General features: G+C 73.1%; 22 protein-coding genes. 14 read left to right on the plus strand and 8 right to left on the minus strand.

Annotation, left to right across the window (positions count from 1 at the left end; translation table 11 throughout):
* Positions 1-179: 179 nt before the first annotated feature.
* Positions 180-719 carry a cupin domain-containing protein gene (locus E1286_RS30465; RefSeq protein ID WP_132618001.1) on the plus strand — a complete coding sequence of 180 codons (540 nt, stop codon included), beginning with the start codon at positions 180-182 and terminating at the stop codon, positions 717-719.
* Positions 720-736: 17 nt separating this feature from the next.
* Positions 737-1,351 carry a LysE family translocator gene (locus E1286_RS30470; RefSeq protein WP_246075357.1) on the plus strand — a complete coding sequence of 205 codons (615 nt, stop codon included), beginning with the start codon at positions 737-739 and terminating at the stop codon, positions 1,349-1,351.
* A gap of 219 nt (positions 1,352-1,570) precedes the next feature.
* Here E1286_RS30470 and E1286_RS30475 read toward each other — a convergent pair whose 3' ends face one another.
* The 3 genes from E1286_RS30475 to E1286_RS30485 form a co-directional block, all read right to left on the minus strand.
* A complete protein-coding gene (locus tag E1286_RS30475) occupies positions 1,571-2,293 on the minus strand; it encodes a VIT1/CCC1 transporter family protein (protein ID WP_132618003.1) in 723 nt (240 codons plus the stop codon).
* A 147-nt stretch (positions 2,294-2,440) separates the two neighbouring features.
* Complete coding sequence (locus tag E1286_RS30480; RefSeq protein ID WP_132618004.1) at positions 2,441-4,660, minus strand: PQQ-binding-like beta-propeller repeat protein; 2,220 nt, start codon at positions 4,658-4,660, stop codon at positions 2,441-2,443.
* 2 nt (positions 4,661-4,662) lie between these two features.
* Complete coding sequence (locus E1286_RS30485) at positions 4,663-6,621, minus strand: PQQ-binding-like beta-propeller repeat protein (RefSeq protein ID WP_132618005.1); 1,959 nt, start codon at positions 6,619-6,621, stop codon at positions 4,663-4,665.
* 200 nt (positions 6,622-6,821) lie between these two features.
* On the opposite strand from E1286_RS30485, the gene E1286_RS30490 reads away from it, so the two are divergent.
* The 3 genes from E1286_RS30490 to E1286_RS30500 all read left to right on the plus strand — a co-directional run bounded on the left by E1286_RS30490 (position 6,822) and on the right by E1286_RS30500 (position 9,885).
* A complete protein-coding gene (locus tag E1286_RS30490; RefSeq protein WP_165969983.1) occupies positions 6,822-7,706 on the plus strand; it encodes a Gfo/Idh/MocA family protein in 885 nt (294 codons plus the stop codon).
* A 77-nt stretch (positions 7,707-7,783) separates the two neighbouring features.
* On the plus strand, positions 7,784-8,791 hold the full coding sequence (locus tag E1286_RS30495) for an NAD-dependent epimerase/dehydratase family protein (protein WP_132618007.1): 1,008 nt from the start codon (positions 7,784-7,786) through the stop codon (positions 8,789-8,791).
* A gap of 38 nt (positions 8,792-8,829) precedes the next feature.
* A complete protein-coding gene (locus tag E1286_RS30500; RefSeq protein WP_132618008.1) occupies positions 8,830-9,885 on the plus strand; it encodes a dihydrodipicolinate synthase family protein in 1,056 nt (351 codons plus the stop codon).
* Here the strand turns inward: E1286_RS30500 and E1286_RS30505 are convergent.
* Entirely contained in the window at positions 9,882-11,087 is a 1,206-nt protein-coding gene (locus E1286_RS30505; protein WP_246075359.1) for a hypothetical protein, read from the minus strand. The genes E1286_RS30500 and E1286_RS30505 overlap by 4 nt on opposite strands.
* A 43-nt stretch (positions 11,088-11,130) precedes the next feature.
* Between E1286_RS30505 and E1286_RS30510 the strand changes: the two genes are divergently transcribed.
* The 5 genes from E1286_RS30510 (at position 11,131) to E1286_RS30530 (ending at position 16,377) form a co-directional block, all read left to right on the plus strand.
* Positions 11,131-12,321, plus strand: a complete 1,191-nt coding sequence (locus tag E1286_RS30510) for a DegT/DnrJ/EryC1/StrS family aminotransferase (RefSeq protein WP_223190546.1) — start codon at positions 11,131-11,133, stop codon at positions 12,319-12,321.
* An 86-nt stretch (positions 12,322-12,407) separates the two neighbouring features.
* Positions 12,408-13,652: an ABC transporter substrate-binding protein gene (locus tag E1286_RS30515; protein ID WP_132618009.1), complete on the plus strand. Its 1,245-nt coding sequence runs from the start codon at positions 12,408-12,410 to the stop codon at positions 13,650-13,652.
* Positions 13,653-13,684: 32 nt separating this feature from the next.
* Entirely contained in the window at positions 13,685-14,551 is an 867-nt protein-coding gene (locus E1286_RS30520) for a carbohydrate ABC transporter permease (protein ID WP_132618010.1), read from the plus strand.
* A complete protein-coding gene (locus E1286_RS30525; protein ID WP_132618011.1) occupies positions 14,548-15,420 on the plus strand; it encodes a carbohydrate ABC transporter permease in 873 nt (290 codons plus the stop codon). The genes E1286_RS30520 and E1286_RS30525 overlap by 4 nt, the downstream gene beginning before the upstream one ends.
* Before the next feature lie 69 nt (positions 15,421-15,489).
* Positions 15,490-16,377, plus strand: coding sequence for a dihydrodipicolinate synthase family protein (locus E1286_RS30530; RefSeq protein WP_132618012.1), 888 nt, complete (start codon positions 15,490-15,492; stop codon positions 16,375-16,377).
* A gap of 62 nt (positions 16,378-16,439) precedes the next feature.
* Here E1286_RS30530 and E1286_RS30535 read toward each other — a convergent pair whose 3' ends face one another.
* Entirely contained in the window at positions 16,440-17,168 is a 729-nt protein-coding gene (locus tag E1286_RS30535; protein WP_132618013.1) for an amidohydrolase family protein, read from the minus strand.
* The gene (locus tag E1286_RS30540) at positions 17,165-17,887 is read right to left on the minus strand and encodes an amidohydrolase family protein (RefSeq protein ID WP_187368243.1); all 723 of its coding nucleotides are present in this window, start codon (positions 17,885-17,887) and stop codon (positions 17,165-17,167) included. Before E1286_RS30540 ends, E1286_RS30535 begins: the two co-directional genes overlap by 4 nt.
* A gap of 102 nt (positions 17,888-17,989) precedes the next feature.
* On the opposite strand from E1286_RS30540, the gene E1286_RS30545 reads away from it, so the two are divergent.
* The 3 genes from E1286_RS30545 to E1286_RS30555 are packed head-to-tail and all read left to right on the plus strand — an operon-like array spanning position 17,990 to position 20,588.
* Entirely contained in the window at positions 17,990-18,670 is a 681-nt protein-coding gene (locus E1286_RS30545; RefSeq protein ID WP_132618014.1) for an amidohydrolase family protein, read from the plus strand.
* Positions 18,667-19,386 (plus strand): amidohydrolase family protein, encoded by a 720-nt coding sequence (locus E1286_RS30550; protein ID WP_132618015.1) that lies wholly within the window; start codon positions 18,667-18,669, stop codon positions 19,384-19,386. The genes E1286_RS30545 and E1286_RS30550 overlap by 4 nt, the downstream gene beginning before the upstream one ends.
* A complete protein-coding gene (locus tag E1286_RS30555) occupies positions 19,383-20,588 on the plus strand; it encodes a DegT/DnrJ/EryC1/StrS family aminotransferase (RefSeq protein ID WP_132618016.1) in 1,206 nt (401 codons plus the stop codon). Before E1286_RS30550 ends, E1286_RS30555 begins: the two co-directional genes overlap by 4 nt.
* Positions 20,589-20,627: 39 nt before the next feature.
* On the opposite strand, the gene E1286_RS30560 is transcribed toward E1286_RS30555, so the two are convergent.
* Both E1286_RS30560 and pulA read right to left on the minus strand, forming a co-directional pair.
* Positions 20,628-21,275: a hypothetical protein gene (locus tag E1286_RS30560; protein ID WP_246075360.1), complete on the minus strand. Its 648-nt coding sequence runs from the start codon at positions 21,273-21,275 to the stop codon at positions 20,628-20,630.
* 120 nt (positions 21,276-21,395) lie between these two features.
* On the minus strand, positions 21,396-24,023 hold the full coding sequence (gene pulA / locus E1286_RS30565; RefSeq protein ID WP_246075362.1) for a pullulanase-type alpha-1,6-glucosidase: 2,628 nt from the start codon (positions 24,021-24,023) through the stop codon (positions 21,396-21,398).
* A gap of 126 nt (positions 24,024-24,149) precedes the next feature.
* Between pulA and E1286_RS30570 the strand changes: the two genes are divergently transcribed.
* The coding region (locus tag E1286_RS30570; protein ID WP_132618018.1) for a hypothetical protein at positions 24,150-26,375 on the plus strand (2,226 nt) is incomplete at its 3' end.

Genomic DNA, 26,375 nt, shown 5'->3' on the forward strand with positions numbered 1-26,375 from the left:
GCTACGGGTTCGGCGCCACCCCGGCGGGGGTCTTCGTGCTCAAGGACGGCGACGCGATCTGGCGGCCCGCCATCGACGTCAACCGCATCGTGCTCGGCGGCCAGTTCGTGGCGGTCGTGCTGCTGCTGACACTGCGCACCATCCTCAAGAAGTGGCGCCGCAGGCGCTGATCGACGGCCGTGCTGATCGACCTGCTCGACGACGCGGAGCTGCCCGGCCACCCCTTCCTGATCCCGGGGTCCAACCTCCCGGTACGGCTGGCCCGGCTGGGCGGTTCGGCGGCGCTCGTCCGCTTCCCGCCCGGTTGGGCGCGGCACGAGCGCGGCCGCTACCTGGCGGGGGAGGAGCTCGTGCTGCTGACCGGCGAGCTGCACGTCTCGGGCGTCGTCCTCACGCCCGGGCAGCACGGCTGGCTGCCCGCCGGCACGCTGCGCCACTCGGGCGCCGCGCCGCGTGGGGCGCTGGCGTACGTCGCCTTCTCGGGGCAGGCCGCGTGGGTGCCCGGTGAGCGGGACGAGCCGGACGGGGCGACCTGCCGCACCCCGCTCGACACCGTGGTCATCCCGCGGGGCGGCCTGCCGCTCAGCCCGTGCTCCGCGCTGCTCGACACGCCGGTGCCGCTCGACCGCCCGGCGGAGATGATCACCGTGCCGACGTGGACGTGGGAGCGTTCGGCCGTGGTGCCCGAGGGACGCGTCCTTGTACGGTGGCCGCCATGACCTCTATGACGCATATCGTGGCGTTTGGCGGGATTGTGCTGCTCGGGGCGATGTCGCCGGGGCCCGACTTCGCCGTCGTCGTACGCCGCTCCGCGATCTCGGGCCGTGGCCACGGCATGGCGGCAGCCGTGGGGATCGCCGTCGGCGTGTCCGCCTGGGTGGTGGCGGCGGCCACCGGCATCGCGGCGCTGATGGCGGCCTCGGCGGCGGCGTTCACCGTCGTCAAGGTCGTCGGCGCGGGCTACCTGCTCTACCTCGGCGTCAGGTCGTTGCGCGTGGCCCTGGGCGGGGGCGGCGCCTTGGAGCTCGACACCGCCGCCGCCGTCAGGCGGGGGCCGTGGGCGGCGTTCGCCGAAGGACTGCTGACGAACGTCCTCAACCCCAAGGCCGCGCTCTTCTTCGTGGCCCTGGTGCCGCAGTTCGTCAGCTCGGGCGCGGGCGTGGGGGAGACGCTGGTGCTGTCGGCGGTCGCGCTGGCGGGCACGGTCGCCTGGTTCCTGCTCGTGGCGGGCATCGTGGGGACGCTGCGCAAGGTGTTCGCCCGGCCGGGCGTGCGCCGGGCCGTCGACGGCCTGACCGGCGCCGCCCTCATCGGCCTCGGCATCCGACTGGCCACCGTCACCCGCCCGTAACTCGCCACCCGCCGGTAACTCGCCACCCGCCGGTAACCCGTCACCCGCCGGTAACGCGTCACACGCCGTAACCCGTCACCCGCCGGTAACGCGTCGCACGCCCGTAACCCGTCACGCGGCGGGAGTGTCGCTGGATGGGCGGCGCTCGGAACCACAGTGACGGCACGCTGCGGCACCAGTTCGCCGAGCAGCGTTTCCCGCCGGTGCCGGGTGGCGGGGTCAGGAGACGGTGACGCCGAGCAGGTGGCCCAGGCCGAACGTCACGGCGGCGGCGCCCACGCCGAGGACGAGCTGGCGCAGCCCGCCCAGCCACCACGGCCGCGCGGTCATCACCGCCACCGCCGCCCCGAACCCGAACAGCGCGATCATGCTCACCAACAGGGCGACCAGCAGGCCCGACGCCCCGAACAGGAACGGTGCCAGCGGCACCAGCGCCCCCATCGCGAACGCGCAGAAGGACGACACGGCGGCCAGCCGCGGCGAGGGCAGGTCGTCAGGATCGACGCCCAGCTCCTCGCGCACGTGCACCCGCAGCGCCTGCTCCGGATCGGCCGACAGGCCCTCGGCCACCCGCTCGGCCAGCTCCGGGTCGAGGCCGCGCGAGCGGTAGAGCGCCGCCAGCTCGGCCCGTTCGCCCACGGGGTTGCGGGCCAGCTCGCGCCGCTCGACGGCGATCTCGGCGCGCATCAGCTCGGTCTGCGACTTCACGGATGTGTACTCGCCGGCCGCCATGGAGCAGGCCCCGGCCACCAGCCCGGCGAACCCGGCCAGCACCGCGCCCCGCCCGGCCCCGGCCGCGCCGACCACGCCGGCGATCAGCGCGAAGTTGGACACGAGCCCGTCCATCGCCCCGAACACCGCCGGCCGCAGCCAGCCGCCGGTGACGTCCCGGTGGCTGTGGTGCTGCTCGGGGGAGTACGGCCGGGCGAGCTCGATGGTCATGAAATTCCCTCCATTTTGCTGTCTACAACCCTGAATTTGGCATATCGGGTGCAAGATCCGCAACGAAGGAAAGGCTTGCCTGACCTGGGGAAACGCGCGAGCGACCGCACACCGCCGGTGACGGGGCGTGCGGCCGCGGCGGGTGGGTCAGCTCGCCCGGCGGGCGGCTTCGATGAGCTTCGTGCCTTCTGCGGCGGTGATCGCCTTCGCGGTGATCAGCTGCCCGACGACCTTGCCGACGTGGCCCACGAGGCCGGAGCCCGTGTGGTCCTCGTCCTTGATCAGGTCCTCGATCGTGCAGCCGTCAGGACGGTAGCGGTTGGGCACGCCGCTGCCGACGTCCTTGATGGTCACCTCGCGCGACAGGTCGGAACCGGCGCAGGCGTCCGCGGGCGGCGTGTACCGCAGGAGCCGGGCGCCGCCCTGCACGGCGTTGTTGGCGCCCTTGACGCCGCTGCGGAACCACAGGTTGCCCGCGGCGTCCTGGCTGGAGCGGTACGTCCCGTCCTCCCGCAGCTCGGTGACGTCCATGGACAGCGGGTCGATGCGCAGCAGGTGACCGTCGAGCGAGGCGTAGACGTGCTCGTCCGGATTGACGTGCAGCTCGTCCTGGACACCGCCGTACCCGCCGGGCAGGTCCACCCGGCGACGCACCTCGGAGGTGTCCGGGTCGAGGACGAACAGCTCGCCGTCGGCCAGGCCCCACAGCAGGCCGTCCGGGCCCTCCACGATCGAGGTGATCGAGTCCGCCCCCGGCACGGGCACGAACTCCGACGTCTTCGTGCCGGTGGCCAGGTCGAAGGTGAAGATCTTGGCCTCGTCGGCCTTCGGGGTGGTGCCGCCACCGCCGTTGATCGTCGTGCCGCCCCACAGGGTGCCGTCGCGCGCCAGGAGGGAGATCACGCCCTGGTCGGCGACGGGCGCTTTGATCACGTCATGCTCGCCCGTGGCGAAGTCGTAGACCGTCAGGGCGCCGCCCCACAGGCCGTAGTCGGGCGTGGTGCCGACGTACAGCTTGCCTGCGGCGGCGGCGAAGGCGTGCGGGCGGTTCTGGCCGTCGCCGATGAGGCGGAACAGCTCACGCGGGTTGCTGCCGCTCCTGAACGGCTGCGACGGGTCGTACCGCAGGACGGCGCCGTTGGGATAGGTGCCGAGGTACATCGTGCCCTCGTGCCAGAACCAGCCGTCGGTCTGCGCCACCCGGCCGAGTTCGGTGACCTTCCCCGTGGCCGGGTCGAGCGTGGCGACGGTGCCGTTGATGTAGAGGTTCGTGTAGATCTTGCCGTCCTGGCCGGCGCTGACGTTGTTGATGTCGATCGGCTGGGCCGGGAAGGGCAGCTTGAACCGCTCCGAGGCGCCCGTGGCCGGGTCGTACGACAGCGCGTCCTGTGCGTAGTTGCCGATCAGCCCGTAGAGCCGGCCGTCCACGAAGCCCCAGCCCACGCCGGGACCGCCCGCGGTCACGGGGCCGGGGACGGGCTCGGGGGTGTCGGTCGTCAGGTCGTAGCGCCACAGCGCCGTGCCGGAGGTGAAGTAGACGTACGAGCCGTCCGCCACGCGGGTGGTGCCGCGCGAGCTGATGGTGAAGTCGCGCGCCAGCACCGCGCCGGTGTCGGGGTCGAGCACGATCCCGTCGAGCTTGTTGCGCTTGACGAACAGCTTGCCGCCGACCAGGTTGATGTCTGCCGGGTAGTTCGCGTCGCCGCGCAGCTCCTCGGGCCAGATGTCACGCTTCTCGCCCGTCCGCAGGTCCATCCTGACCAGGTGGCCGGCGGAGCCGACGGCGGCCCACAGCACCTCGCGCTCGGTGTCTACGGCGACGTCGACGACGTACTGCTGGCCCTCGTACATGACGCCGAGGTCGCGGAAGCCCTCGGACGGCGAGTACGAGAACGCGTGCGCGCCCGGGTAGGTGCCGCCGTAGATCTTGCCGTCCTCGCCGGGCTGGAACCCGTAGAGCACGGTCTGCCCGGGCACCGGCGCGCCCAGGTCGGTCATCTCATCGCTCTGCGGGTCGTAGCGGTAGACGTGGGCGTTCGGGTAGCTGCCCGTGTACACGGACCCGTCACTGGCCTGGGTGACCGCCCAGGCGCCCGACGAGTCGGCCATCGTCGCCGTGTGCAGGTGCTCGCGGGTGACGGGGTCGACCACGGCGAGCACGCCGGGCGTGCCCATCTGGACGCTGTAGACGACGGGACGCCCGGTCGTGTCGGCGCCGAAGAAGCCCTCGAACACCGTGAGCGCCGTCGACTGGACGCCGAAGTCGGTGACCGTGCCGACGGGCGGCCGCGGTTCGTCCTGCGCGAGCGCCGCGGGGGCGCCCGTACCGAATAACAGGGCCGCCAGCAGGATCGTGGTCAAGCGCATGCTCAGTTCCTTCCGTGGGGGGTGTCGATCCGGACCAGGTCGCGCCCGCGCAGCGTGTACAGACCGCAGGGGTCGGCGGCGAGCTTGGCGCCGTCGAACCAGTCGCCGGCCAGCCCGTCGGCGACGGTGTGGGTCGTGAAGGCGCGCAGGTCCACCCGGTAGACCCGGTCGCCCTTGTTCACCGTTTCGCCCGAGACGCCGTACAACTGACCGGCCTGGATCACCAGGTCGCCGCCGAACGCGCCGACCTTCGTGGTCCTCGTCACCTGCCGGCGTGCCGGGTCCACCTCGAAGAGCACGCCCGTGTCCGTCACCCCGTAGAGGCGGCCGCGATGGCGTACGACGTCGGCGACGAAGGCCGCTCCAGGCACCGGCTCCATCTGCCAGAGCAGCTTGCGCTCGCGCAGGTCGTAGGCGGCCAGCCGGGCGGTGGAGGTCTTGGGCGGCAGGCCGAAGCCCTCCTGGATGTACGTGCCGAGGTAGGCGACGCCTTCGGCGGCGGCCACCGAGTAGACGCTCTGGTCCGGCACGACGGGACGGCGCACGTCCAGCTCGCCGGTGCGCGGGTCGTAGAGCGACAGTGCTCCGTTCTCCTGGCCGGGCTCCGGCTGGGTGCCGATCGCGATCAGGCCGGTGTCCGCGTCGTGGGCCATGTCGCGCGGCCGGTCCTGCCGGTTGCCGATCCCGGTCAGCAGGCTCGCCTCGTCACTGCCCGGGTCGTGGCCGTAGAGCAGCGCCTGGGTGTAGACGCCCAGGTACAGGCGGCCGTCCACGAGGGCCGTGGACTTGGGCTCGCCGGGCATGCCGACGCGGCGCGACTCGCCATCGGGGCCGTGGACCTGCATCCCGCCCTTGCCGGAGACGTACACGTACGTGCCGTCGGAGAAGACGGTCATCGGCTGCTCGGGGCCGGCGCGCATGCCCCGGGCGACGAGGTTGCGGTACTCCAGCTCGCCGGTGGCCGGGTCGTAGACGAAGACCGCGCCGTCCTGGGTGCCCCAGATCTTGCCGTCGTGCGCGTGCAGGACCTGCGTGCCCGCCTCCGGGTACGGCACCCCGAGCGCCTCCACCTCACCTGTCTCCAGGTGGTAGCGGTACAGCGTGCCCGTGGGGCGGCCGGTGAAGTAGACGTGCTCGCCGAGGAAGGCCACCGAGGTGACGTACTTCTCGCCGGGGGCGGCGGCGATCCGGTAGTCGCCCGGGTCGTCCTTGTCGAGCACGAGCAGCTCGCCCTGCGACGAGATGCCCATCGCCAGGTGGGTGTCGTTCATCGCCATGCTGGCCACGAAATCCCGGGAGGCCAGCTCGGGCGGGCTGATCTCGCGCTTGACGCCGGTGGCGCGGTCGATGGCGACCAGGTGGGCGTGGCTGCCGACGCCCGCGTAGACGGTGGTGTCGTCGGCGGCGATGCTGCGGACGTACTCCTCGCCCTGGACGGCGACGCCGAGGTCGCGGGTGGCGCCGGAGGCCGGGTCGTACTCCACCACCCGGCCCGTCGGGGACATCCCGAGGTAGACCTTGCCGTCGGGGGAGGCGGCCATGTTCCAGACGTAGGTGTCCTCGAAGGAGGCCACCTCGCTCACCTGGCCGGTGAGGGTGTCCAGCTTGTACAGGTCGGCGGGGCCGTGCGTGCCGACGTAGACGTCGGTGCCGACCTTGGTCATCGCCCAGGCGCCGATGCCGGTGGGGATGTCGTGGTGGGCGGTCACCGCGTCCGCGGCGGTGTCGTACGCGCCGACCACGTTGGGCGACAGGCCGCGGGTGACGGCGTACAGCGTGTCGCCGACGAACACGGCGTTGCCGAGCGCGTTGGTGACGCTCGCGGGTCCGTACGAGGTGATCGGGCCGCCGGTGGGGCCGCAGCGCGACGGCGCGGTCTGGGCGTGGGCGGCAGGCGGCGACCCCGTGAGAAGGAGGGCCGCGGCGGCGGGCAGGACGAGAAGCCGGCGTAACCAGGACATGGGGCTCCCGACGGGTTTCTGGATTACGGTCACACCTGAAATGCGTGAAGCGTGAGGATGGACCTCGGATAGCACCAGTAACGGACCCGACCGTAATCAGCTGATCGTGACACTGTCAACACCCGTGATCCCCGGGAACGGCCGAGGCGCTGGGATGATGTTTGGCATTTCTGGCAGACGTGCATGAAAGGGAGACAGCCGTGCGTATCGCTCTGGCCGGCCTCGCCACCAGCCACCCCTACACCGACGCCCGCACCCTGGCCCGCCACGCCGACCTCGTCGTCTGGGAGCAGGACCCGGAGCGGTTGCGGCGCTTCACCGACGAGCACCCCCGGGCGAAGGTGGCGGCGAGCCTGGAGGAGGCGCTGTCCGGCGCACCCGACGGCGTGGTGGTGACCGTGCCCAACCCGCAGGTCCCGCAGGCGCTGGCCAGGGTGCTGGAGACGGGCGCGCCCTGCTTCGTCAACAAGCCCGCCGCCGCCACCCGCGCCCAGCTGGAGCAGCTCGACCGGCTGCCGATCCACGACCGCGTGCTGTCGGGCTCGGTGCTGCGCTTCGCCCCGGCCTTCGCCGGTGCGCGCGTCGACCGTGACGAGCTGCTGGCCGTGCGGGCGACCGTACGGCACGACGTGGGCCTCTGGGCGAACGGCTACAACGCCTGGCAGGACACGCCCGGCGAGGGCGGCGGCACGATGGTGACCATGGGCGTTCACGGGGTGGAGCTGCTGGTGGCGCTGCTCGGCCCCGCCGTGCGGCTGGCCGGCGCCGCCGGGGCAAGACGGCACTACACGACGCTGCGCTCCGAGGACACCGGCGTGCTGGCGCTGCGCTGGGACGACGGCGTCACCGGCACGGTCGAGATCCTCGGCGTCTCCGCCTCGGAGTCCTACACCGTCACCCTGCACAAACGCGACTTCACCGAGACGATCGTGATCGAGCCCGGCGACGACCCGGTGAAGGGCCTCGGCTACGAGGGGACGATCGAGGCGTTCCTCGCCATGGTGGGCGGCGCGCCCAGCCCGGTGCCGTGGAGCCAGACCCGGGCCGTGCTCGACGTGCTCGTCTGCGCGCGCGAACGCGCCTGAGCAGCCCGTCCCCCGTTGACAGCCGGACTCCTGCCCAGTTACGGTCTGGACCGTAAATAACGGATGGAGGAGACCGCGTGCGGACGACAGCGGAACTCGAGGAGCGGCTGGCACGGCCCAGTGCCGGACTCGTCGGCGATCTCGGCAGGCTCGAGGGCGACATCATGATCCTGGGCGCCGGCGGCAAGCTGGGCCCGAGCCTGGTGCGGCTGGCCCTGAACGCCACCCGCGGCGACCGGCGGATCATCGCGGTGTCGCGCTTCTCCGAGCCGGGGCTCGCGGACGACCTCCGCGCCGCCGGCGCCACCGTGGTCGCCGCCGACGTCGCCGACGACCGGGCGCTGCGCGAGCTGCCGGACGCGCCCAACGTGGTGTTCCTGGTGGGCGCCAAGTTCGGCACCCACGGCCGCGAGCACACCGCCTGGTTCACCAACACGTACCTGCCCGGCCGGGTGGCCGAACGGTTCGCCGGCAGCCGGATCGCCGCGCTGTCCACCGGGAACGTCTACCCGCTGGTCCCCGTCGCCGGCGGCGGCTGCGCCGAGGACCATCCCGTCGGCCCGGTCGGCGACTACGCGATGAGCTGCCTCGGCAGGGAACGGGTGCTGACGCACTTCTCCGAGGCGGCCGGCACGCCCATGTCGCTGATCCGCCTCAACTACGCGGTGGAGCTGCGCTACGGCGTGCTCGTCGACCTCGCCCAGAAGGTGCTGGCGGGTGAGCCGATCGACCTGACCACGGGCCAGGTGAACGTGGTCTGGCAGGGCTACGCCAACGAGGTCGCGCTGCGCTCGCTGCTGCTGGCGAGCACGCCGCCGTACGTGCTCAACGTCACGGGCCCCGAGCTGATCTCCGTACGGCAGGCGGCGCAGGCGCTCGGCGACGTGCTCGGCAAGGAGCCGGTCTTCACCGGCGAGGAGGCGCCCACGGCGCTGCTGTCCAACGCCTCGCGCTGCCACGGCCTGTTCGGCTACCCGGAGCTGACCCCCGCCGAGCTCATCGAGCACACGGCGCGCTGGGTCGCCGAAGGCGGGCCGCTGCTCGGCAAGCCCACCAAGTTCGATCGCCGCGACGGGCGGTTCTGACCCGCGTGCTCACTTCTGACGACAAAGGGGGACCTCACGTGCTCAGCACGGCTCCGCAGGCGCACACGTCCGTACGGGACCTGTTCAGACGCGGTCTGGTGATCCCGGCCCATCCCTTGGCCCTGACCGAGGACCGGAAGCTGGACGAGCGCCGCCAGCGCGCCCTGACCCGCTACTACGTGGAGGCCGGCGCGGGCGGGCTGGCGGTCGGCGTGCACACCACGCAGTTCGCCATCCACGGCACCGGCCTGCTGCGGCCGGTGCTGGAGCTGGCCGCCGACGCGGCGGCGGAGTTCCCGCGCGCGGTGGCGCTGGTGGCCGGGGTGACCGGGCCCACCGAACGGGCCGTGGCCGAGGCGGAGCTGGCCAGGTCGCTCGGCTACCACATGGTGCTGCTCAGCCCGTATCGGGAGCTGGACGAGGACGGGCTGGTCGAGCGGGCGCGGGCCGTGGGGGAGGTGCTGCCGGTGATCGGCTTCTACCTGCAGCCCGCCGTGGGCGGCCGGCCGCTGTCGCGCGACTTCTGGACGCGGCTCGCCTCGATCGAGTCGGTGGTGGGCATCAAGGTCGCCCCCTTCGACCGCTACCGCACCCTCGACGTGCTGCACGGCGTCGTACGCGCGGGCCGGGCCGGCGAGGTGGCGCTCTACACCGGCAACGACGACCACATCCTGGCCGACCTCATCACCACTCACCGCGTGATCGTGGACGGGCGCGAGGTCGAGGTGGAGTTCGTCGGCGGCCTGCTCGGCCAGTGGGCGGTGTGGGTGCGGCGGGCGGTGGAGCTGCTGGAGCAGGCCACGCTGGCCCGCTCCGGCGACGACGCGGCGGTGCGCCGGCTGCTCAGCCTCGACGGCCACCTCACCGACGCCAACGCCGCCATCTTCGACTCGGCCAACGGCTTCCGGGGCTGCATCCCCGGCATCCACGAGGTGCTGCGCCGCCAGGGACTGCTGGCGGGCCGCTGGTGCCTGGACCCGGAGGAGGAGCTGTCGCCGGGGCAGCTCGCGGAGATCGACCGCGTCTGGGCGGCGTACCCGTGGCTGCGCGACGACGAGTTCGTGGCCGAGGGCCTGGACCGATGGCTGGCCTAGAGGGTGAGGCGGTAGAGCGTGAGCGGTCGGCCGCTGGAGCCGCTGGTCAGGTTGCCGGTGCGTTCGGCCAGCCCGGCCAGCTCCAGCCGGTGCAGCATGCGCCGGGCGGTGCGCTGCTGGACGGCGAGCCGCTCGGCGATCTCGCGGGTGGTCAGCGCCGCGCCGCCGGCCGCCTCGCGGGCCTCCAGCAGCTTCTCCAGGGTCGGCACCGACAGGCCCACCCGGCGGGCGAGCACCGACAGGTTCTGCGTGCCCGTGGGCGCGCTGGCCACCGACTCCAGCACGATGTCGGTGTCGGCGCGCAATGACAGCACCGCGGCCACGTCGCCGATGCGCCGCGCGCGGGCCAGCGCCCGCCGGGCCAGGCTCTCGGCCTCGGCGGCGCTGCGCCCGAGGCCGAACCCGACCCGCGCCACGGCGCTGTGCGCGGCCAGCCGGGCCAGCATGGGCAGCCCGGTGAAGCCGCCGGTCGCGTCGTTGAGCGGGCCCCGCGTGGTCACCAGCAGGTGGGTGCCGCCGCGGAAGGCGGCGAGCGTGCCGCCCAGCGCGCCTGCCTCGCGCAGCAGGCCCTCCTCACCGTCCACCTCCACCAGCCCGAGCGCGATCTGCGCGTCCTCCTGCGCCTGGCCCTCGGCGGTCAGCAGGAGCTGGCGCAGCGCCACGCGGACCGAGTGCACCGACGGCGCCAGCCGCAGCACGTGCATCTCCTCGCGCAGCGCCTCGTGCACCGAGCTGATGCAGGTGATCACCGGGTGGGCCGGGCCGCGCCGGTGGAAGGCGATGACCTTCTTGGAGGTCGCGTCAGGCCGGTAGCCAAGCGTGCGCAGGCGGTCGGTGGGCAGCCCCGCCTCGACGAACGTGGTGGTGACGTCGGCGGGGGAGATGGTGTCGATGGACAGGCGGGTGATGTCGTGGCCTTCGTGCTGCAGCCGGACCAGGGCGCCGAGCAGCGTGGCGCCGGAGTAGTCGACGAACGCGGCCGGCTGCGAGAGCACGTCGGCGTTGCGGGCCAGCATGTACGGGACGATGCCGGTGAACAGCCACCCCTCGACGGAGGAGGCGTGCCCCTCGACGATCGCGGGGGCCTGCGACTCGTGGTCGTAGTCGAGCCTGAGCGTGCTCACGCCCGGCTGCTCCTCGCAGGTGGCCGCGACGTCGTCGACCAGATCGTGGGGGCCGACGACTCCGATGACGATACCCACCCGCGCCTCCTCTTTATTACGGTCTAGACCGAAAGGTTAACTGGTGACTCTGCATTTTCCCAACATGGCCGAACCCGCCGGCCGCACCCTCGGCGACGAGGAGACGGCGGCGCTGGAACGGGTGATCCGCTCCGGCATGCTGAGCTCCGTCTGGGGGACCGAGGCGCGGGCGCTCGAACGCGAGATCGGTGACCTGTACGGCGCCCGCCACGTGGTCGCGTGCAGCTCCGGCACCGCGGCGCTGCACCTGTCGGTGGTGGCGGCGGCGCCCGACCCCGGAGACGAGATCATCACGACCCCGATCACGGACTTCGGGACCGTGGCCCCCATCTTGGCGCAGAACGCCGTTCCTGTCTTCGCCGATGTCGATCCCTCCGACGGCACCCTAGACCCGGACGCCGTGAAGCGGCTCATCGGGCCGCGCACACGGGCGATCATGGCCGTCCACCTGTTCGGCGCCCCCGCCCGCGTCGGCGAGCTGCGCGCGCTGGCGGACGAGCACGGACTCACGCTGATCGAGGACTGCGCCCAGGCGTGGCTCACCGAGCTGCCCGGCGGCCGGTACGCGGGCACGGCAGGCCACGTCGGCACCCTGAGCCTGCAGCAGTGGAAGCACATCACCTGCGGCGACGGCGGCCTGACGCTCACCGACGACGACGAGCTGGCCCGGCGCATGCGGCTGTTCGCCGACAAGGGCTGGGACCGGGCCGCGGGCCGCTCCCACGAGAGCCTCGGTCTCAACTACCGGATGACCGAGCTCCAGGCCGCCGTGGCCCGGGCCCAGCTGGCCAAGCTGCCCGGGGTCGTCGAGTCCCGCCGCCGCACCGCCGGCCTGCTCGTCGAGGCCCTGCGCGGCCTGGACGGCGTCGCGGAGGTGGACGCGCCCGGCGAGGCGGTGATCCGCCTGCCCCGCACCGACGGGCACGCCTGGTGGCTCTTCCCGCTCGTGCTGCCCGGCGGCGACGCCCCCGAGCTGGCGGCGCACCTGAGCGCGGCCGGGATCCCGGCGCGGGCCGGTTATCTCCAGGAGCCCCTCAACCGGGCCCCGCTGTGGGGCCGGCCGGTCTACGGGAGCTCCGCCTACCCGCTGGAGGGCTACCGCCCCGCGGCCTGCCCCGAGGCCGAGCGGCTGGTCGAGGCCACCCTCGTGGTCATCGACTGGAACGAGCGCTACACGCGGGAACACGTGGACGCCGTCGCGCGGGGGGTGGCGAGCTACCCGAACCTGCCCTAGTTACGTTCATGTATCACCCATTGACCCGTTCCGCTCCGAATAACTAGGTTTCGGTCAGGACCGGTATTCATGAAAGGACGCCACCGATGAGGAAGGCAACGGCAGCCGGAATCGTGGCCGCCATGAGCGCCGTGATCGCCGGATGCGGGTCCGGTGGCTCGGGCTCGGACAAGAGCGCGGTGACCCTCTGGATGTATCCCGTCATCAGCGACGTGGCCAAGAACAAGACGTTCTGGGACAAGGTCGAGAAGGACTTCGAGGCCGCGAACCCCACGATCGACGTCACCATCGACCAGCAGCCCTGGGACGGCCGCCAGGAGAAGGTCACCACCGCCCTGGCCTCCAGGAAGGGCTTCGACCTGGTCGTGCTCGGCCCCGACCAGATCCCGCAGTACGCCCAGCAGGGCACGCTCGAGCCCGTGGACGACGTCGTCGCGCCCGACAAGGCGGCGTACCTGCCCAACTCGCTCAGCGGGCTCACCGTGGACGGCAAGCTCTACGGAGTCCCGATCTACCAGACGATCACCGCGCCCATCTACAACAAGAAGCTCTTCGAGGAGGCGGGCGTCGCCAAGGCGCCCGAGACGCTCGCCGAGCTGAAGGAGGCCGCGCCCAAGCTGGCCGCCAAGGGCGTCGCCGTCCTCGACTACCCGGGCAAGCCCGACGCGCTGAACCAGAGCTTCTACCCGATCCTGTGGGCCAACGGCGGCTCGGTGTTCTCCCCGGACGGCAAGAGCGTGACGGTCAACAGCCAGGAGGGGATCGACAGCCTGCAATTGCTGCTCGACCTGAAGGCCGCCGGCGGCCTGCCGGAGAACACCGCCAGCAAGGGCAACGACATCGAGGGCGGCCCGCTGGCCGCCGGCAAGACGGCGATGTACCACGCGGCCACGGCGCTCCAGGCCGACCAGCTCGGCGCCGCCATCGGCCCCGAGAACGTGGGCATCGGCCTGCCCCTGGAGGGTAAGAAGCGGGTCGCCTTCGGCATCCCCGGCGGCCTCGTCCTGGCCAAGCACTCCGAGGTCAAGGACGCGGCCAAGAAGTTCGCCGGCTACCTGGCCTCACCCGAGGTGGCGGCGGCGCTGGCCAAGGAGTCGGGCTTCTACTCGGCGCGCACCGACGTGACCATCCCCGACCAGTCGGAGACCTCGAAGCAGTTCGCCGAGGCGCTGGAGTACGCCTTCCCCGGCGACACGCACCCCAAGGCCCGCCAGGTGATGGCGATGATCGGCGCGCACGTGCAGGCGGCCCTGATCGGCAAGGAGGACGCGAAGACCGCCCTCGACGCCGCCGCCGCCGAGGCCAACGAGCTGCTGGCGAGCGGCAGCTGACCAGCCCGTCTTCTCGAAAGGTGTGAAACCAGGTGCGTCACCGCCTGCGTGATCCGATCACGGGACTGCTGTTCGTCCTGCCGATGCTCGTGCTGTTCCTGATGTTCAGGATCTTCCCCACCCTCGGGGCGGCGGGCATGAGCCTGACGAACTGGAACATCGGCGGCGAGTGGAGCTTCACCGGCGCCGACAACTACGTCCGGCTCGTGAACGACCCGAACTTCTGGTCCAGCCTCCGGGTCACGCTGGTGTACACCGCCATCTACGTGCCGCTCGTCGTGCTGGTCTCGCTCGGCACCGCGCTGCTGCTCAACGCCGTCGTCTTCCTGCGCGGCCTGTTCCGCGGCATCCTCTTCCTGCCGTACGTGACCAGCTTCGTCTTCGCCGGCATCATCTGGCGCTGGATCTACGAGATCGACGGCCTGCTCAACGGCCTGCTGGCCAAGATCGACATCGGGACGGTGGCGTTCATGGAGCGGGCCGACCTGGTGCTGCCCGCGCTCGCCGTCGTCTCCTGCTGGAAGGGCTTCGGCTACTCGATGCTGATCCTGCTGGCCGGGCTCAAGGCGATCCCTGGCACGTACCTGGAGGCGGCCACGGTGGACGGCGCGAGCGCCTGGCAGCGCTTCCGCAGCATCACGCTGCCGCTGCTCAAGCCCGCGCTCTTCTTCGTCCTGGTGATCGAGACGATCTCCTCGTTCCAGGTCTTCGACACCATCTACGTGATGACCGGCGGCGGCCCGGCCAAGGCCAGCTACACCCTCATCTACGGCATCTTCGAGCGCGGCTTCCGGTTCTGGGAGTTCGGCTACGCGGCCACCTGGGGCATGGTGCTCTTCGCCGTCGTGCTGGTCGTCGCCCTGATCCAGCGCCGCATCGTCGGCAAGGAGGACACATGACGCTGACGGCCACGCGCCCCGCCGCCCGCGCCGGGCGGGCCGCCGCGCCGCGCCGGCCCGCCCGCGGACGGGCCCGCAAATGGGCGCTGTACGCGCTGCTGTCGGTCATGTCGCTGCTGACCCTGGGCCCGTTCATCGCGATGATCATCGTGGCGCTCTCGCCGCGCGGCGCGCCGACCGTGCCCGTGCAGTGGCCCGACGCGCTCACGTTCGACAACATCACGCAGATCCTGGGCGCGTCGGGGTTCATCGAATGGACGCTCAACTCGCTGATCTACTCGGTCGTCTCCGTGGTGATCATCCTGCTCACGGCGTCGATGGCCGGCTACGCCTTCGCCAAGAAGCGCTTCCCCGGCCGCGACGCCATGTTGTGGACGTTCATCGCCACGATGATGGTGCCGTTCCAGGCCACGCTCATCCCGCTGTACGTGCTCGTCTCCGACCTCGGCGGGGCCGACACGTTCTGGGGGCTGATCGTCCCGACGCTGGCCAACTCGCAGGCGGTCTTCCTCATGCGGCAGTTCATCATGGGGCTGCCCGACGAGCTCTTCGACGCCGCCAAGGTGGACGGCGCCTCGGAGCTGCGCGTCTACTGGACGATCGTGGTGCCGCTCACCAAGCCCATCCTGGCCACGCTGGGCGTGTTCGTCTTCCTGTGGCACTGGAACGACTTCCTGTGGCCGCTGGTGATCTCGCAGAGCGACGCCACCCGCACCCTCACCGTCGGCCTGACGGTGCTGAAGACGGAGGAGCTGCAGTGGGCGACGCTGATGTCGTCGGCGGCGGTCTCGGCGGTGCCCTGCCTGGTGGTCTTCTTCCTGCTGCAGCGCTACCTCGTCAACAGCATCGCGATGACCGGACTGAAGTAGGGTGCTCCCTTCGCCGGTTCCGTACGGCCTACGCTGGTCGCCCGGAACGTCCGGTGAGGGGAGCAACTGATGAGCACGCCGATCGATCCGGGGGCCGCCCGGCTGCGTGACCGCCTGCGCGGCGCCCTGGTGGCCGCCGCGGCGACGCCGATGACGAGGTCGGGCGAGGTGGACCTCGATGTCGCGGAGGCGTACTTCCGCCGTCTGGCCGCCTCCGGCGCGGACGCCCTGGCCGTCCTCGCCCACACCGGCCGCGGTCCCTTCCTGGCCCCGGACGTCCGCGCCGGGCTGATCGCCCGCGCCCGCCGTACGGGCGTGCCCGTGATCGCGGGCGTCGGCGGCGGCCGGTCAGCCGCCACCGAGGAGGCCAGGGTCGCCGCCGAGCTGGGCGCCGACGGCGTGCTGGTGTTCCCGTCCCAGGGGGACCGGGCGGCGCTGCACGAGGCGGTGTGGGCCGCCGCCGGGCTGCCGATGATCGCGTTCGACCTGTACACCGATCCCTGCCCGCCCGCCGCGCTCGGCGAGATCCTGCGCCATCCGGGCGTCGCCGGGCTCAAGACGGCGCTGCTGTCCGACGCGATGGGCTGCCAGCGCACGATCGCGCTCACCCGCGAGGCCGGCCGGCTGGCCATCACGGGAGAGGACCGGATGTTCGGCCCCTCGCTGCTGTGGGGCGCGCAGGCGGCGCTCGTGGGCATCGCGGCGGCGTCGGTGGAGACGACGGCGGCGGTGCTGCGCGCGTTCGAGGGCGACGACCTGCGCGGTTTCGAGAAGGCGTCCGCGCGCCTCGACCGGCTGGCCGCCGCCACCTTCACCGCCCCCATGGAGGGGTACGTCCAGCGCATGCTCTGGCTGGCCGCCGCCGAGGGCCTGATCCCCGGGTCCCACGCCTTCGACCCGTACGGCCCCGGCCTGCCGGAGCCGGAGCGCGCGGCCGTGCTCGCCGCGGCGGCGTAACGGGCACGTCGTAGCGGGCAGGTCGTAGCGGGTACGGCGTAACGGGTACGGCGTAACGGGCGCTAGGGCGTGAGGTCCAGGCCGAAGAGGCGGGCGGCGTTGCGCCAGGCGACGAGCTCGGCCGTCTCCTCGTCCAGGTTCGCCGCCGCGACCGCGCCGAACGCCGAGGCCGGGTCGATGAGGGTCGAGTCGGTGCCGAACAGCAGCCGGGTGCGGTCGACCGCCGCCGCCACCCGGGCCACCCGCCCGGCCGGGGCGTGGGAGTAGCACGGCTCCAGGTAGAGGCGGTCGCACTCGCGCGCCGCCTGGATCGCGTACGCGTACCCGTCGGCGCCCATGTGGCCCGCGATGACTCGCAGGCCGGGCGTGTCGCGGCAGACCTCGGCGAGGTCCAGCACCGTGGCGCCCCAGGTGTGGACGAGCGCCGGCACGCCGGCCTCGGCCACCATGGCCAGCGCCTCGCGCGTCTGCGGCGAGGAGGCGGGCGAGCCGGTGTAGTCGGTGTGGATCTTGACCCCGACGAACTTCCCCGTGGGGAGGTACTCGCGCAGGTCGCGTTCGGCGTCGGCCGGGCGGCGGGGGTTGACGGTGACGTAGCCGAGATGGCGGTCCTGACCCGTCAGCCAGCCGGCCAGGGCCCGGTTGCCGGCGCGGGCGTCGTAGATCACCGCCTCGGTGGCCGAGACGATCGCGAGGTCGATGCCGTAGCGGTCCATGGCGGACAGGTTGGCCGCGGCCACGTCCATCGTGAAGAACCACGGGCCCCAGTGGGCGTGCACGTCGATGATCATCCGAGTAGCCTCCTCGCGTTGCCGCCCGCCACGGCGGCGATCTCGTCCGGCTTCAGCCCGCTGGTCGCCAGGCGCAGCAGGGGGACGAGGGGCTCGTAGTGGGGGGTGCGCGAGCCGTACAGGAGCCGGTCGGGCGGGACGGTCTCCAGCGCGTCGGGGGAGTTGAGCAGGCGCGTCGAGGTGTGGAATCCGGGCTCGTCCGCGGCTGCGACGAGGAAGTCGCCGAGGTGGTAGAAGTGCGTGTCGAGGAAGACCACCGTGGCCTCCAGCCCGGCGAACGGCTGCCAGAACCTCCGCACGTCGCCGCCGGTCAGCACGACCAGGCCGAGCCCGGCCGCCTTCCGCGCGACGTGCCGCACCGACGGGAAGCCCGCCTCGACGCCCTGCTCGTCCGGGAAGAGCCTGATCGCCCGCACGCCCAGCTCCGCTAGCCGGTCGATCTCGCGTACGGCGCCGAGGGGGTCGCGCAGGTCCACGGCGCCGACGGGGACGACGCCGTCGAGCGCCAGCACCTCGTCGTTGCCTGAGGGCACGTCGAACAGGGCGGCCCGCAGTGACGCGACCGCGCCCGAGCGGATACGGTGGGCGGCCAGGACGTCCAGCACCGACTCCGGCGTGCCCGGCGGCCCGTCACGATCGGGGTGGGCGCCGACCAGCACGTCCACGTCGAGGGTCACCTCGAGGTCGCCGACCAGCTTGCGCGCGTCGAACGCGGTCACGTCCGCCTCCCTTGACTCGTGGCGGACAGCACATTACGGTCTGGGCCAAAATCCGGCAAGAGCGCCTTGACCGGTGCTCATGATTACGGCTAATTTCGGTCTGTGCCGGAATTAGTGATGGACGTCCACCGGCTCGTCGGGCCCGTGCCGTTCGACGACCTGCCCCAGGACCCGCGGCCCGAGATGGACCGGCTGGGCATCCATCGGGCCTGCGTCACCCACACCCTCAGCCTCTACTCCGACGTCCGCGCCGGAAACGAGGCGCTGCTCGCCCTGCGCGACCCGCGGCTGCTGCCGGTTCCCGTGCTGCTGCCGGCGGCGGGTGAGCCCGTGCCGGACCGGGACGTGCCCATGGTCCGGCTCTGCCCGGCCCGCCACCGCTTCGAGCTGACCGGGCCCACCGCCGTACGCCTGCTCGCGGAGCTCGGCGTCACCGCGGCCGTCGAGCTCGACGAGACCTCCCCGAAGGAACTGCTCGCCCTTGCCCGGATGTTGCCCGGGCAGCGCCTGCTGCTGCTCAACCCCGGCTACCGGCGGCTGCGCGCCGTCGCCGAGCTCATGGCCGAGATCCCGAACCTCTGGGTGGAGATCGGCACCGTCAACACCCAGCGCGGCGTCGAATGGCTGGCCGGGCGCTTCGGGGCCGAGCGGCTGGTGTTCGGCACCGGCGCCCCCGTCCTGGACGACTGCGGCCCCCGCTTCCTGCTCGACCACCTGGAGCTGCCCCAGGCCGACATCGACCTGATCGCCGCCGGTGGCAGCCTCCTCGGGAGCACCCGATGATCCTCGACGCGCACGGACACCTCGGCACCTGGCCCGACTTCCTCATCCCCGACCCGTCGGCCGACGGCATGGTCACCCTCATGGACCGCCTCGGCATCGACGCGATCGGGATCAGCCACCTGCTCGCCGTCGGCCCCTCCGCCGAGGAAGGGAACCGGCTGGCGTTCGCCGCCGCCGAACGCCACCCCGGCCGGATCGGCGTCTGGCAGGTGTACAACCCCCACCAGCGCAACCGGCTGACCGACCAGGGCGTGTGGGGCGTCAAGATCCATCCGGACGTGCACGAGTGCGCCCTCGACGACCGCCGCTACGACCCCGTCTGGGAGCTCGGTCTGCCCGTGCTCGCGCACGGCCAGACCGGCTCGCCGTGGAGCGACCCCGCGCAGTTCGCCGCCGTCGCCCGGCGGCACCCCGGCGTGCCGCTGCTGCTCGGGCACGCCGGGCTGTGGCAGAACGGCTTCCACCGCGCCGCCGAGCTGGCGGGGCCGTACCCGAACGTGTTCCTGGAGATCTGCGGCTCCAAGATGACCGGGCGGTGGATCGCCCGCCTGGCCGGCCTGATCGGTGCCGACCGCGTCGTCTACGGCTCCGACTCCTGTTTCCTCGACCTGCGGACGGGCTTCGGCCGCGTCGTCCTCGCCCCGCTCGAAGACGCCGACCGGGCCCTCATCCTCGGCGGCAACCTCGCCCGCATCCTGGAAGGACGCCTCCCATGACGCTCGCCATCCACGGCGGCACCCCCGTACGCACCGCGCCCTGGCCGTCCTGGCCGCCGCCGCTCGACGATCCCCAGCGCGAACGGGTCACCGCCGTCCTGGAGAGCGGCCTGTGGGGCGCCACGCAGGGCGGCACGGCCTGCGCGGAGCTGGCCGCCGAGTTCGCGCGCCGCTCGGGCGTCCCGTACGGCGTCACCGTCGGCAACGCGACCCTGGGCCTGTTCGCGGCGCTGCGCGGCCTGGGCGTGGGACGCGGCGACGAGGTGATCGTGCCGGCGTACACGTTCGTGGCCTCGGCCACGGCCGTCCTGCTCGCCGGGGCCACCCCCGTGATCGTGGACGTCGACCCGGCCGACCTGCACCTGTCCGCGGAGGCGGCGCAGGCGGCGGTCACCGGCCGCACGGCCGCCGTCATGCCGGTGCACCTGGCGGGCAGCCCCGCCGACATGGACGCCCTGAACGCGCTCGCCGCCCGCCACGGCCTGGCCGTGGTGGAGGACGCGGCCCAGGCCCACGGCGCGACGTACCGGGACCGGCCGGTCGGCGGGCTCGGCGACGCGGGCGTCTACAGCTTCCAGGCGAGCAAGGCGATGACGGCGGGGGAGGGCGGCCTCGTCGTCTGCCGCGACGAGGACGTCCACGAGGCCGTCTGGTCGGTCTGCAACCTCGGCCGCCGCCGTGGCGGCGAGTGGTACGGCCATCCCGGCCTCGGCTGGAACCTCCGGCTGACGGAGATCCAGGCCGCCCTCCTGCTGCCCTGGCTCGATCGCCTGGACAAGGAGATCGACCGCAGGAACGCCTTCAGCGCGGCCGTCGAACGCGAGCTCGCCACCGTTCCGTGGCCCGACGCCCCACCGGCGGCCGGCCGTGCGGCGGGGCAGCCGGTGAGGGTGGTGCCGCAGCCGGCGGGCACGACGCTGGACTCGCGGCACCTGCTCATGCTCCGCGTGCACGTGCCCTTCGACCGGTCGTTCGTGCTGGCGGCGATGGCGGCGGAGGGCGTGCCGCTCGACGGCGGCTACCCGCCGCTCGGCGGCATGGCGGCGCTGGTCGAGGCGGGCGCCCGGGTGGAGCCCTGCCCGGCCGCGGAGGCCGCCGCCCGCGACGTGCTCTGGGTCCGCCAGTCGATGCTCATGGACGACCCCGCGAACGCCGCCCACATCGCCGAAGCCCTCGCCAAGGTGCTCGCCCACGCCCCATGACCCCCGCGGGTTCAGCGCGGGTGCCGGCGTCCGAGGTGGTCAGGCGTGGGCGGGGAGGGTGGTGCCGGTCGGGGCGGTCGATTCCGGGACGCGGATCAGGGCGGTGCAGTCGGCGATCGCGTCCGCCAGCAGCTGCCGCAGCAGCGCGTCCGGGTCGTCGACGCACGCCTGCACGATGCCCACCACCGACAGCTGCACCGCGTTGGGCGCGGCGTACCGGCGGAAGCCCTTCTCCGTGATCCGGGCGGCCCGGCTGAAGCGCCTGGCCTGCTCGGCCGCGTGCGGCACCGCCTCCATGGCGCGCCGGCTCCGCTCACTCAGCCGCCCCGACGGCGCGCCGTCGAGCCGGGCCAGCATCTCCTCGGCGGCGAGCACCGAGACCGCCAGCGCGAGCTGGCGCTCGGCGGCGGCCACCGGCAGCGCCGTGGTGGCGCAGCGCAGCGCGATCCGCGCGTCCACCCGGAGGTCGTCGCTGGTCAGCCCGATGATGGACGGCACCAGCCGGACGAGCTTGGACCGGCTCTCGTCATCGGTGTTGTCGTTGACGAGGCGGGCGAGTGCGGCCAGCAGCGGGTGGGTGCACGACGGGTGGTCGCTCCACCGCTCACCGGCCAGGTAGGAGGCCAGCTCCATGAAGCAGGCACCGCGCTTGGGGTTGCGGTGCCTGCCGCGGGAAAGAACCGGCATGTGATCAAGGTGATTGTCCACGGGTGCTCCACTGCTCCACGCGATCGCCGTCTATCCAGTTTGTGCCGTCGTGCGGCTCAATGCCAGTGATGTGGGGGCTACCCCCCATAAGGCTTCCCCCTACCCCGCGGGGTCACACGCAGACACCCCCGTCCCGACGAACACCGCCACCGTGCGCGCGGGAACGCTCACCGTGCGCGCGCCCGGGTCGTACGCCGACTCCCGCACCACCGGGTCGCGCGAGGCCGCCTGGACCGGATGCGGCGCCACCGCGGCCGGCACGCCCTGGACCTGCGGGTACGGCGTGGCGTTGAAGACCACGGTGACCGACGTCCAGCGCGGGTCGAGGCCGGCGGTGTCGACCTGCATGGCGATCACGCCCTCCGCCGAGCCGGGGAACGTCAGCCGCCGCCGTACCTCCTCCGCCGACCCCAGCGCGAACGCCGGTGAGGACGACCTGATCCGCAGCAGCTCCCCGAACCCGGCGCGGCACGCCTCGATCGCCTCACAACCCGGCCGCAGCGCCGGATCGGCCAGCAGCGGCCGGGCGTACGGCCAGCGGGCCTCGTTGTCGGCCCTGGGCGGCAGGCCCGCGCCGAAGCCGTTGCCCTGCGCGCAGTCCCACAGCAGCCGGTTGAACCAGTCGCCCGAGTCGTAGGAGTTGCGGTCGAGCGACTTCGAACGCAGCCGCTCCGAGCCCGCGAGCACGAACACCGTCCCCTGCGCCAGCAGCACCGTGGCCAGCGACAGCAGCTGCATGCGCACCCGGTCGGCCATCGGCGTGTCCTGCGGCAGCTTGTACGCCAATGCGTCGAACAACGTCTCGTTGTCGTGCGCGTCCACGTACGTCACCGCCTCCCCGGGTGCGGTCGTGTACCCGGCGGGCGCGCCGTTGTAGTCGAGGTCGCGGGCTTTCACGCCCGAGGGCAGCACGTAGTCGGCCAGGCTCCCGGTCAGCCCCACCCGGATCAGGTCGGAGTAGTGCGCCAGCCGCGCCCGCTGCTGCTCCGGCGTGCCGTTGGCCGGCGACCCGTTCGGCGCTCCCGCGAGGCCGGAGCCGAACCCCTGCACGCGCGGGTCGGAGTCGAACGCGCCGCCGCCGCGCACCGCGTCGCGCATCCGGTCGCTGAACGTGCCGATGCCGGTGCCGGCCATGCCGGCCTGCGTCGCCTGCTCGAACCGGGCGCCGCCGGCCACCTCGCCGAAGTCCCAGCCCTCGCCGTACAGCAGGATCGAGCGGCCGTCCACGCCGTCGCGGGCGGGCGTGAGCGCGTCGAGGGCGTGGCGGACGGCCAGGATGTTCGCCTTCGGGTGGTGGCCCATGAGGTCGAAGCGGAAGCCGTCCACCTTGTACCGGCGCGCCCAGGCCACCACCGAGTCCACCACCAGCCGGCCCGTCATCAGGTGCTCCGGCGCGGTGCCCGGGCAGCAGGTGGAGGTGGCCACCGCGCCGTCCTCCAGCAGCCGGTGGTAGTAGCCGGGGACGATCGGGTCGAGCACGCCGGTGGAGTGGGTGTGGTTGTAGACGACGTCCATCACCACGCGCAGCCCGGCCCGGTTGAGCGCGGCGACCATGCCGCGGAACTCCCTGATCCGCCGGTCCGGATCGGTCGCGTACGAGCCCTCCGGCACCGTGTAGTGCAGCGGGTCGTAGCCCCAGTTGTAGGAGTCGGTGGCCGCCGTACGGGCGACGCACTCCTGCTGCAGCTCCGAGTCGGGCGGCAGGGCGGCGAAGTCGCGCTCGGGCTCCACGCGGTCGGCCCCGCGCTCGGGCACGGTCGCGAAGTCGAACACCGGCAGCAGGTGCACGTGCGTCACCCCGTCGGCGGCCAGCGCCCGCAGCTCGCGCGTCCCCCGGCTGTCCAGCCCGAACGCCGCGTACGTGCCGCGCAGCTCCTGCGGGACGCTCGCGTCGGAGGCGGAGAAGTCGCGCACGTGCAGCTCGTAGACCACGGCCCGCTCCGGCGGCACCGGGGCGGGCTTGGCCAGGCGGTCCCAGCCGGGCGGCCGGTGCGCGGCGGCGCCGGGGTCGACGAGCACGCCGCGCCCGCCGTCCGGGGTGACGAGCACGCCGTACGGGTCGGCGACCTCGTTCGTCACCACCGCGCCGGCGGCGGGGGAGTAGACGGTCACCAGGTACGCGTACGCGCGGCCGTACCAGGTGGGCAGGCCGCGCACCGACCACACGCCGGTCGCGTCGTCGCGGCGCATCGGGTGCACGGAGCGGTGGGAGCCGTACAGGGCCAGCTCGACCCTCTGCGCGGTCGGCGCCCACACCGACAGCCTCGGGAACATCCCTCCGCCCGGGCCCAGCGGGGCGGTGGCGGCCGCGGCGTACAGGTCGTCGAGCACGCCGGGGATCTGCACCCCGGTCGCCTCCCGCAGCGTGCCGCCGCAGTCCCAGGCGGCGGCCACGACCTGGCCGCGCAGCGCCCGCGCGGCCAGGCCGGCGTCGCGCGGGTCCACCGTGAGCGCGGTGTACCCGGCCAGGTGCGGCCACCGGCGCTTGTGCTCCTCGCCGAACGCGCCCGGTTCGAGCCGGATGAGCCGCGGCGCGCCGCCCAGCCCGTCCGGGCTCGCCGGGTCGGGCGCGATGCCGCCGGTCGCGCTGAAGGCCAGGCCGTGCCGCAGCGACGGATCGGCCCGCCAGGCCACCGTCGCGCGGTCGATCCAGTGGGCCGCCGCCCCGCTCAGGCCGGCGCCTTCGATGTGGTCACTCAGGCTCTTCGCCCCCTCGGCGAGCGGCACCCCGGACAGCCGTCCTCGTTCCCTCAGCTCGGCCGGCCATGCGGATCCGTAAAGTCATGACGCATATCAAATGCGTAACCAATTAGTAACTGTACGTAATTGAGGTTGCGGTTCCACCCTTGTGGCATGGACGGATTCCTCGACCGGACCTGCGGAGGTGTCACGGAGCTACGCGTCCACGGCGTGTCCGGCACCCCGCCGGCCGGCATGCTCAACCACCCTCACCCCCGGCTCGTGGCCGGCGACGGCACCACCGGCTTCTACCGCCGCTGGTGGGCCGCCGGGCAACCGGCGGGCGACCACCCCGACGTGCCCGGCGTGCGCCGCCGCGAGGCCTACGCGTGGGGCAACCTCACCTCCGGCGGGCGGACGATCGCGCTGTGGCTGCTCCTGCTGCCGTTCGCGCTGGCCAACCTGTCGTACTTCATGTTGCCCAGGCCGCCGGGCGCCGACCGGCTGCGGCACCTGACGGAGGCGGCGCAGCGGCTGTTCGGCCTGCTGCTCACCGGCACGCTCGTCGGCGCCGTCACCCGGGCCAGCGTCGACCTCGTCGGCTGGCAGTGCACCGCGGCCGGCCGCGCCTGCACCGTCGACACCGCCCCCGTCTGGGTGCACTGGCTGGGCGCGCTGTGGGGTGGCGAGCCGTCGAAGCGGCTCGCGGTCACCGCGCTGGTCCCGCTGCTGGCCGTCGTCGTCCTGTGGTGGATCGCCCGCCGTACCTGGCGCCGCGACGAGCGCACGGACGTGGCGCCGGAGGAGCTCCGCGGCACCGGCCGCGGCGGTGTGCTGCTGGGGCAGCCGCGCCTGTGGCACGGGCGCACGCCCGTGTGGCGGCTGCGCGTCGTGCACGTGTCGTTCGCGATCGCCTCCATCGGGCTGGCGGTGTCCGCGCCGTTCGCGCACACGCCGGTCGGGTTCGCGCTGACCGCGGCCAACGCGGGCGTGCAGCTCGCCGCCGCCGTGCTGGTGGTGCTGCCGGCGACCGCGCGGCGGCTCGACCCGTACACCGGCGGGCCCGAGCCCGCCTGGCTGGGGCGCGCGATCCGGGCGCTGCGGGTGGCGGCGCCGGTCGTGTTCCTGGTCACCGGCGGGGCGGCGCTGGCCGGCCTGCCGCCCGGACCGTACGCGCCTCAGCTCCCCGGCGTGGGCGTCGGCGTGCTGGAGTACGCGCTCATGATCGCGCTAGGGGTGTTCATCCTCGCCGCCGTCACCGTACTGGCCCGCAGGGACCGCACGCCCGGCGAGCGGCGCGCGATGGGCGGGCTGGCCGCCTGGTTCGCGCTGATGGTGGCCGTGGGCAGCGCGAACGTGCTCGCGCTCGGCGTGCTGTTCTGGACCGCCTCGTTCTTCGGCGTGGCGGCCACCTCGGCCGGCGCCGGCCCGCTCGGCAGGAAGCTCTTCCTCGACGACACGGTCTGGTGGACGGCCGCCCTGGTGCCGCTGCTGGTGCTCGGCGCCGTCGTGGTCGCCTGCGTGCTGAACGCGCACCGCACGGCCGAGGGGGAGCGGCTGGCGCCCCTGCTGGAGCCGTACTACGGAGAGGTGAGCGACGCGCGGGAGGTCGCCGGGAAGTGGGCGCTGGCCACGCTGACCGACCGGATCGGGTTCGTGGTGGCGGTGCTCACCGGGCTCGGCGTGGCCGGGTTCGCCGCGGTGACCGTGATCTACCGGCTGGGGCTGTTCACGCCCGACGGGGGCGTCGCGGGGCTGCTCGCCTCGATCGGCAGCTGGGCCATGGTGGCGATCGTCGTCGGGCTGGTGCTGATCGGGCGGCGGACGTACATCGACTCGCGGCTGCGCAGGACGGTCGGCATCCTGTGGGACATCTGCACCTTCTGGCCCCGGGCCATCCATCCGCTGGCGCCGCCCTGCTACACCGAGCGGGTCATCCCCGAGCTGATGGCGCGGGTGGCCCGCCTCGCCCGTACCGACCGGGACGAGGTCGTGCTGTCCGGGCACAGCCAGGGCAGCGTGATCGCCGCCGCGCTCGTGTTGCAGCTCCGGCCCGAGCTGCGGGGGCGGGTCCGGCTGCTGACCCACGGCTCGCCGCTCGGCCGCCTGTACGCGCCCTTCTTCCCCGCCTACTTCGGCGCGGCCGGGCTGTCGGCCGTACGCGACTCCGTCACCTGGTGCAACCTCTACCGGCTGAGCGACCCCATCGGCGGGCCCGTCTTCGCCACGGCCGACCCGCTGGCCGGCGGCGACCCGGAGCGCGCGGACGCCGGCGTGGACCGGTTCTGCTGGGACCCGCCGCTGCCCGGCCCCGGCGAGCCGCTCCCCGAGTGCCGCTGGCATTCCGACTACTGGCTCGACCCCCCGTACGCCGAGGCCCTCTCCCGCCTCGCCACCGCC

The sequence above is a fragment of the Nonomuraea terrae genome, from assembly GCF_004348995.1.
GTDB lineage: Bacteria > Actinomycetota > Actinomycetes > Streptosporangiales > Streptosporangiaceae > Nonomuraea > Nonomuraea terrae.

Excerpts from the sequence above, each read along its gene's own strand:
- E1286_RS30475 (WP_132618003.1), bottom strand. The coding sequence starts at position 2,293 with ATGACCATCGAGCTCGCCCGGCCGTACTCCCCCGAGCAGCACCACAGC.
- E1286_RS30525 (WP_132618011.1), top strand. The coding sequence starts at position 14,548 with ATGACGCTGACGGCCACGCGCCCCGCCGCCCGCGCCGGGCGGGCCGCC.
- E1286_RS30535 (WP_132618013.1), bottom strand. The coding sequence starts at position 17,168 with ATGATCATCGACGTGCACGCCCACTGGGGCCCGTGGTTCTTCACGATG.
- E1286_RS30530 (WP_132618012.1), top strand. The coding sequence starts at position 15,490 with ATGAGCACGCCGATCGATCCGGGGGCCGCCCGGCTGCGTGACCGCCTG.
- E1286_RS30480 (WP_132618004.1), bottom strand. The coding sequence starts at position 4,660 with ATGCGCTTGACCACGATCCTGCTGGCGGCCCTGTTATTCGGTACGGGC.
- E1286_RS30485 (WP_132618005.1), bottom strand. The coding sequence starts at position 6,621 with ATGTCCTGGTTACGCCGGCTTCTCGTCCTGCCCGCCGCCGCGGCCCTC.
- E1286_RS30555 (WP_132618016.1), top strand. The coding sequence starts at position 19,383 with ATGACGCTCGCCATCCACGGCGGCACCCCCGTACGCACCGCGCCCTGG.
- E1286_RS30550 (WP_132618015.1), top strand. The coding sequence starts at position 18,667 with ATGATCCTCGACGCGCACGGACACCTCGGCACCTGGCCCGACTTCCTC.
- E1286_RS30560 (WP_246075360.1), bottom strand. The coding sequence starts at position 21,275 with ATGCCGGTTCTTTCCCGCGGCAGGCACCGCAACCCCAAGCGCGGTGCC.
- E1286_RS30515 (WP_132618009.1), top strand. The coding sequence starts at position 12,408 with ATGAGGAAGGCAACGGCAGCCGGAATCGTGGCCGCCATGAGCGCCGTG.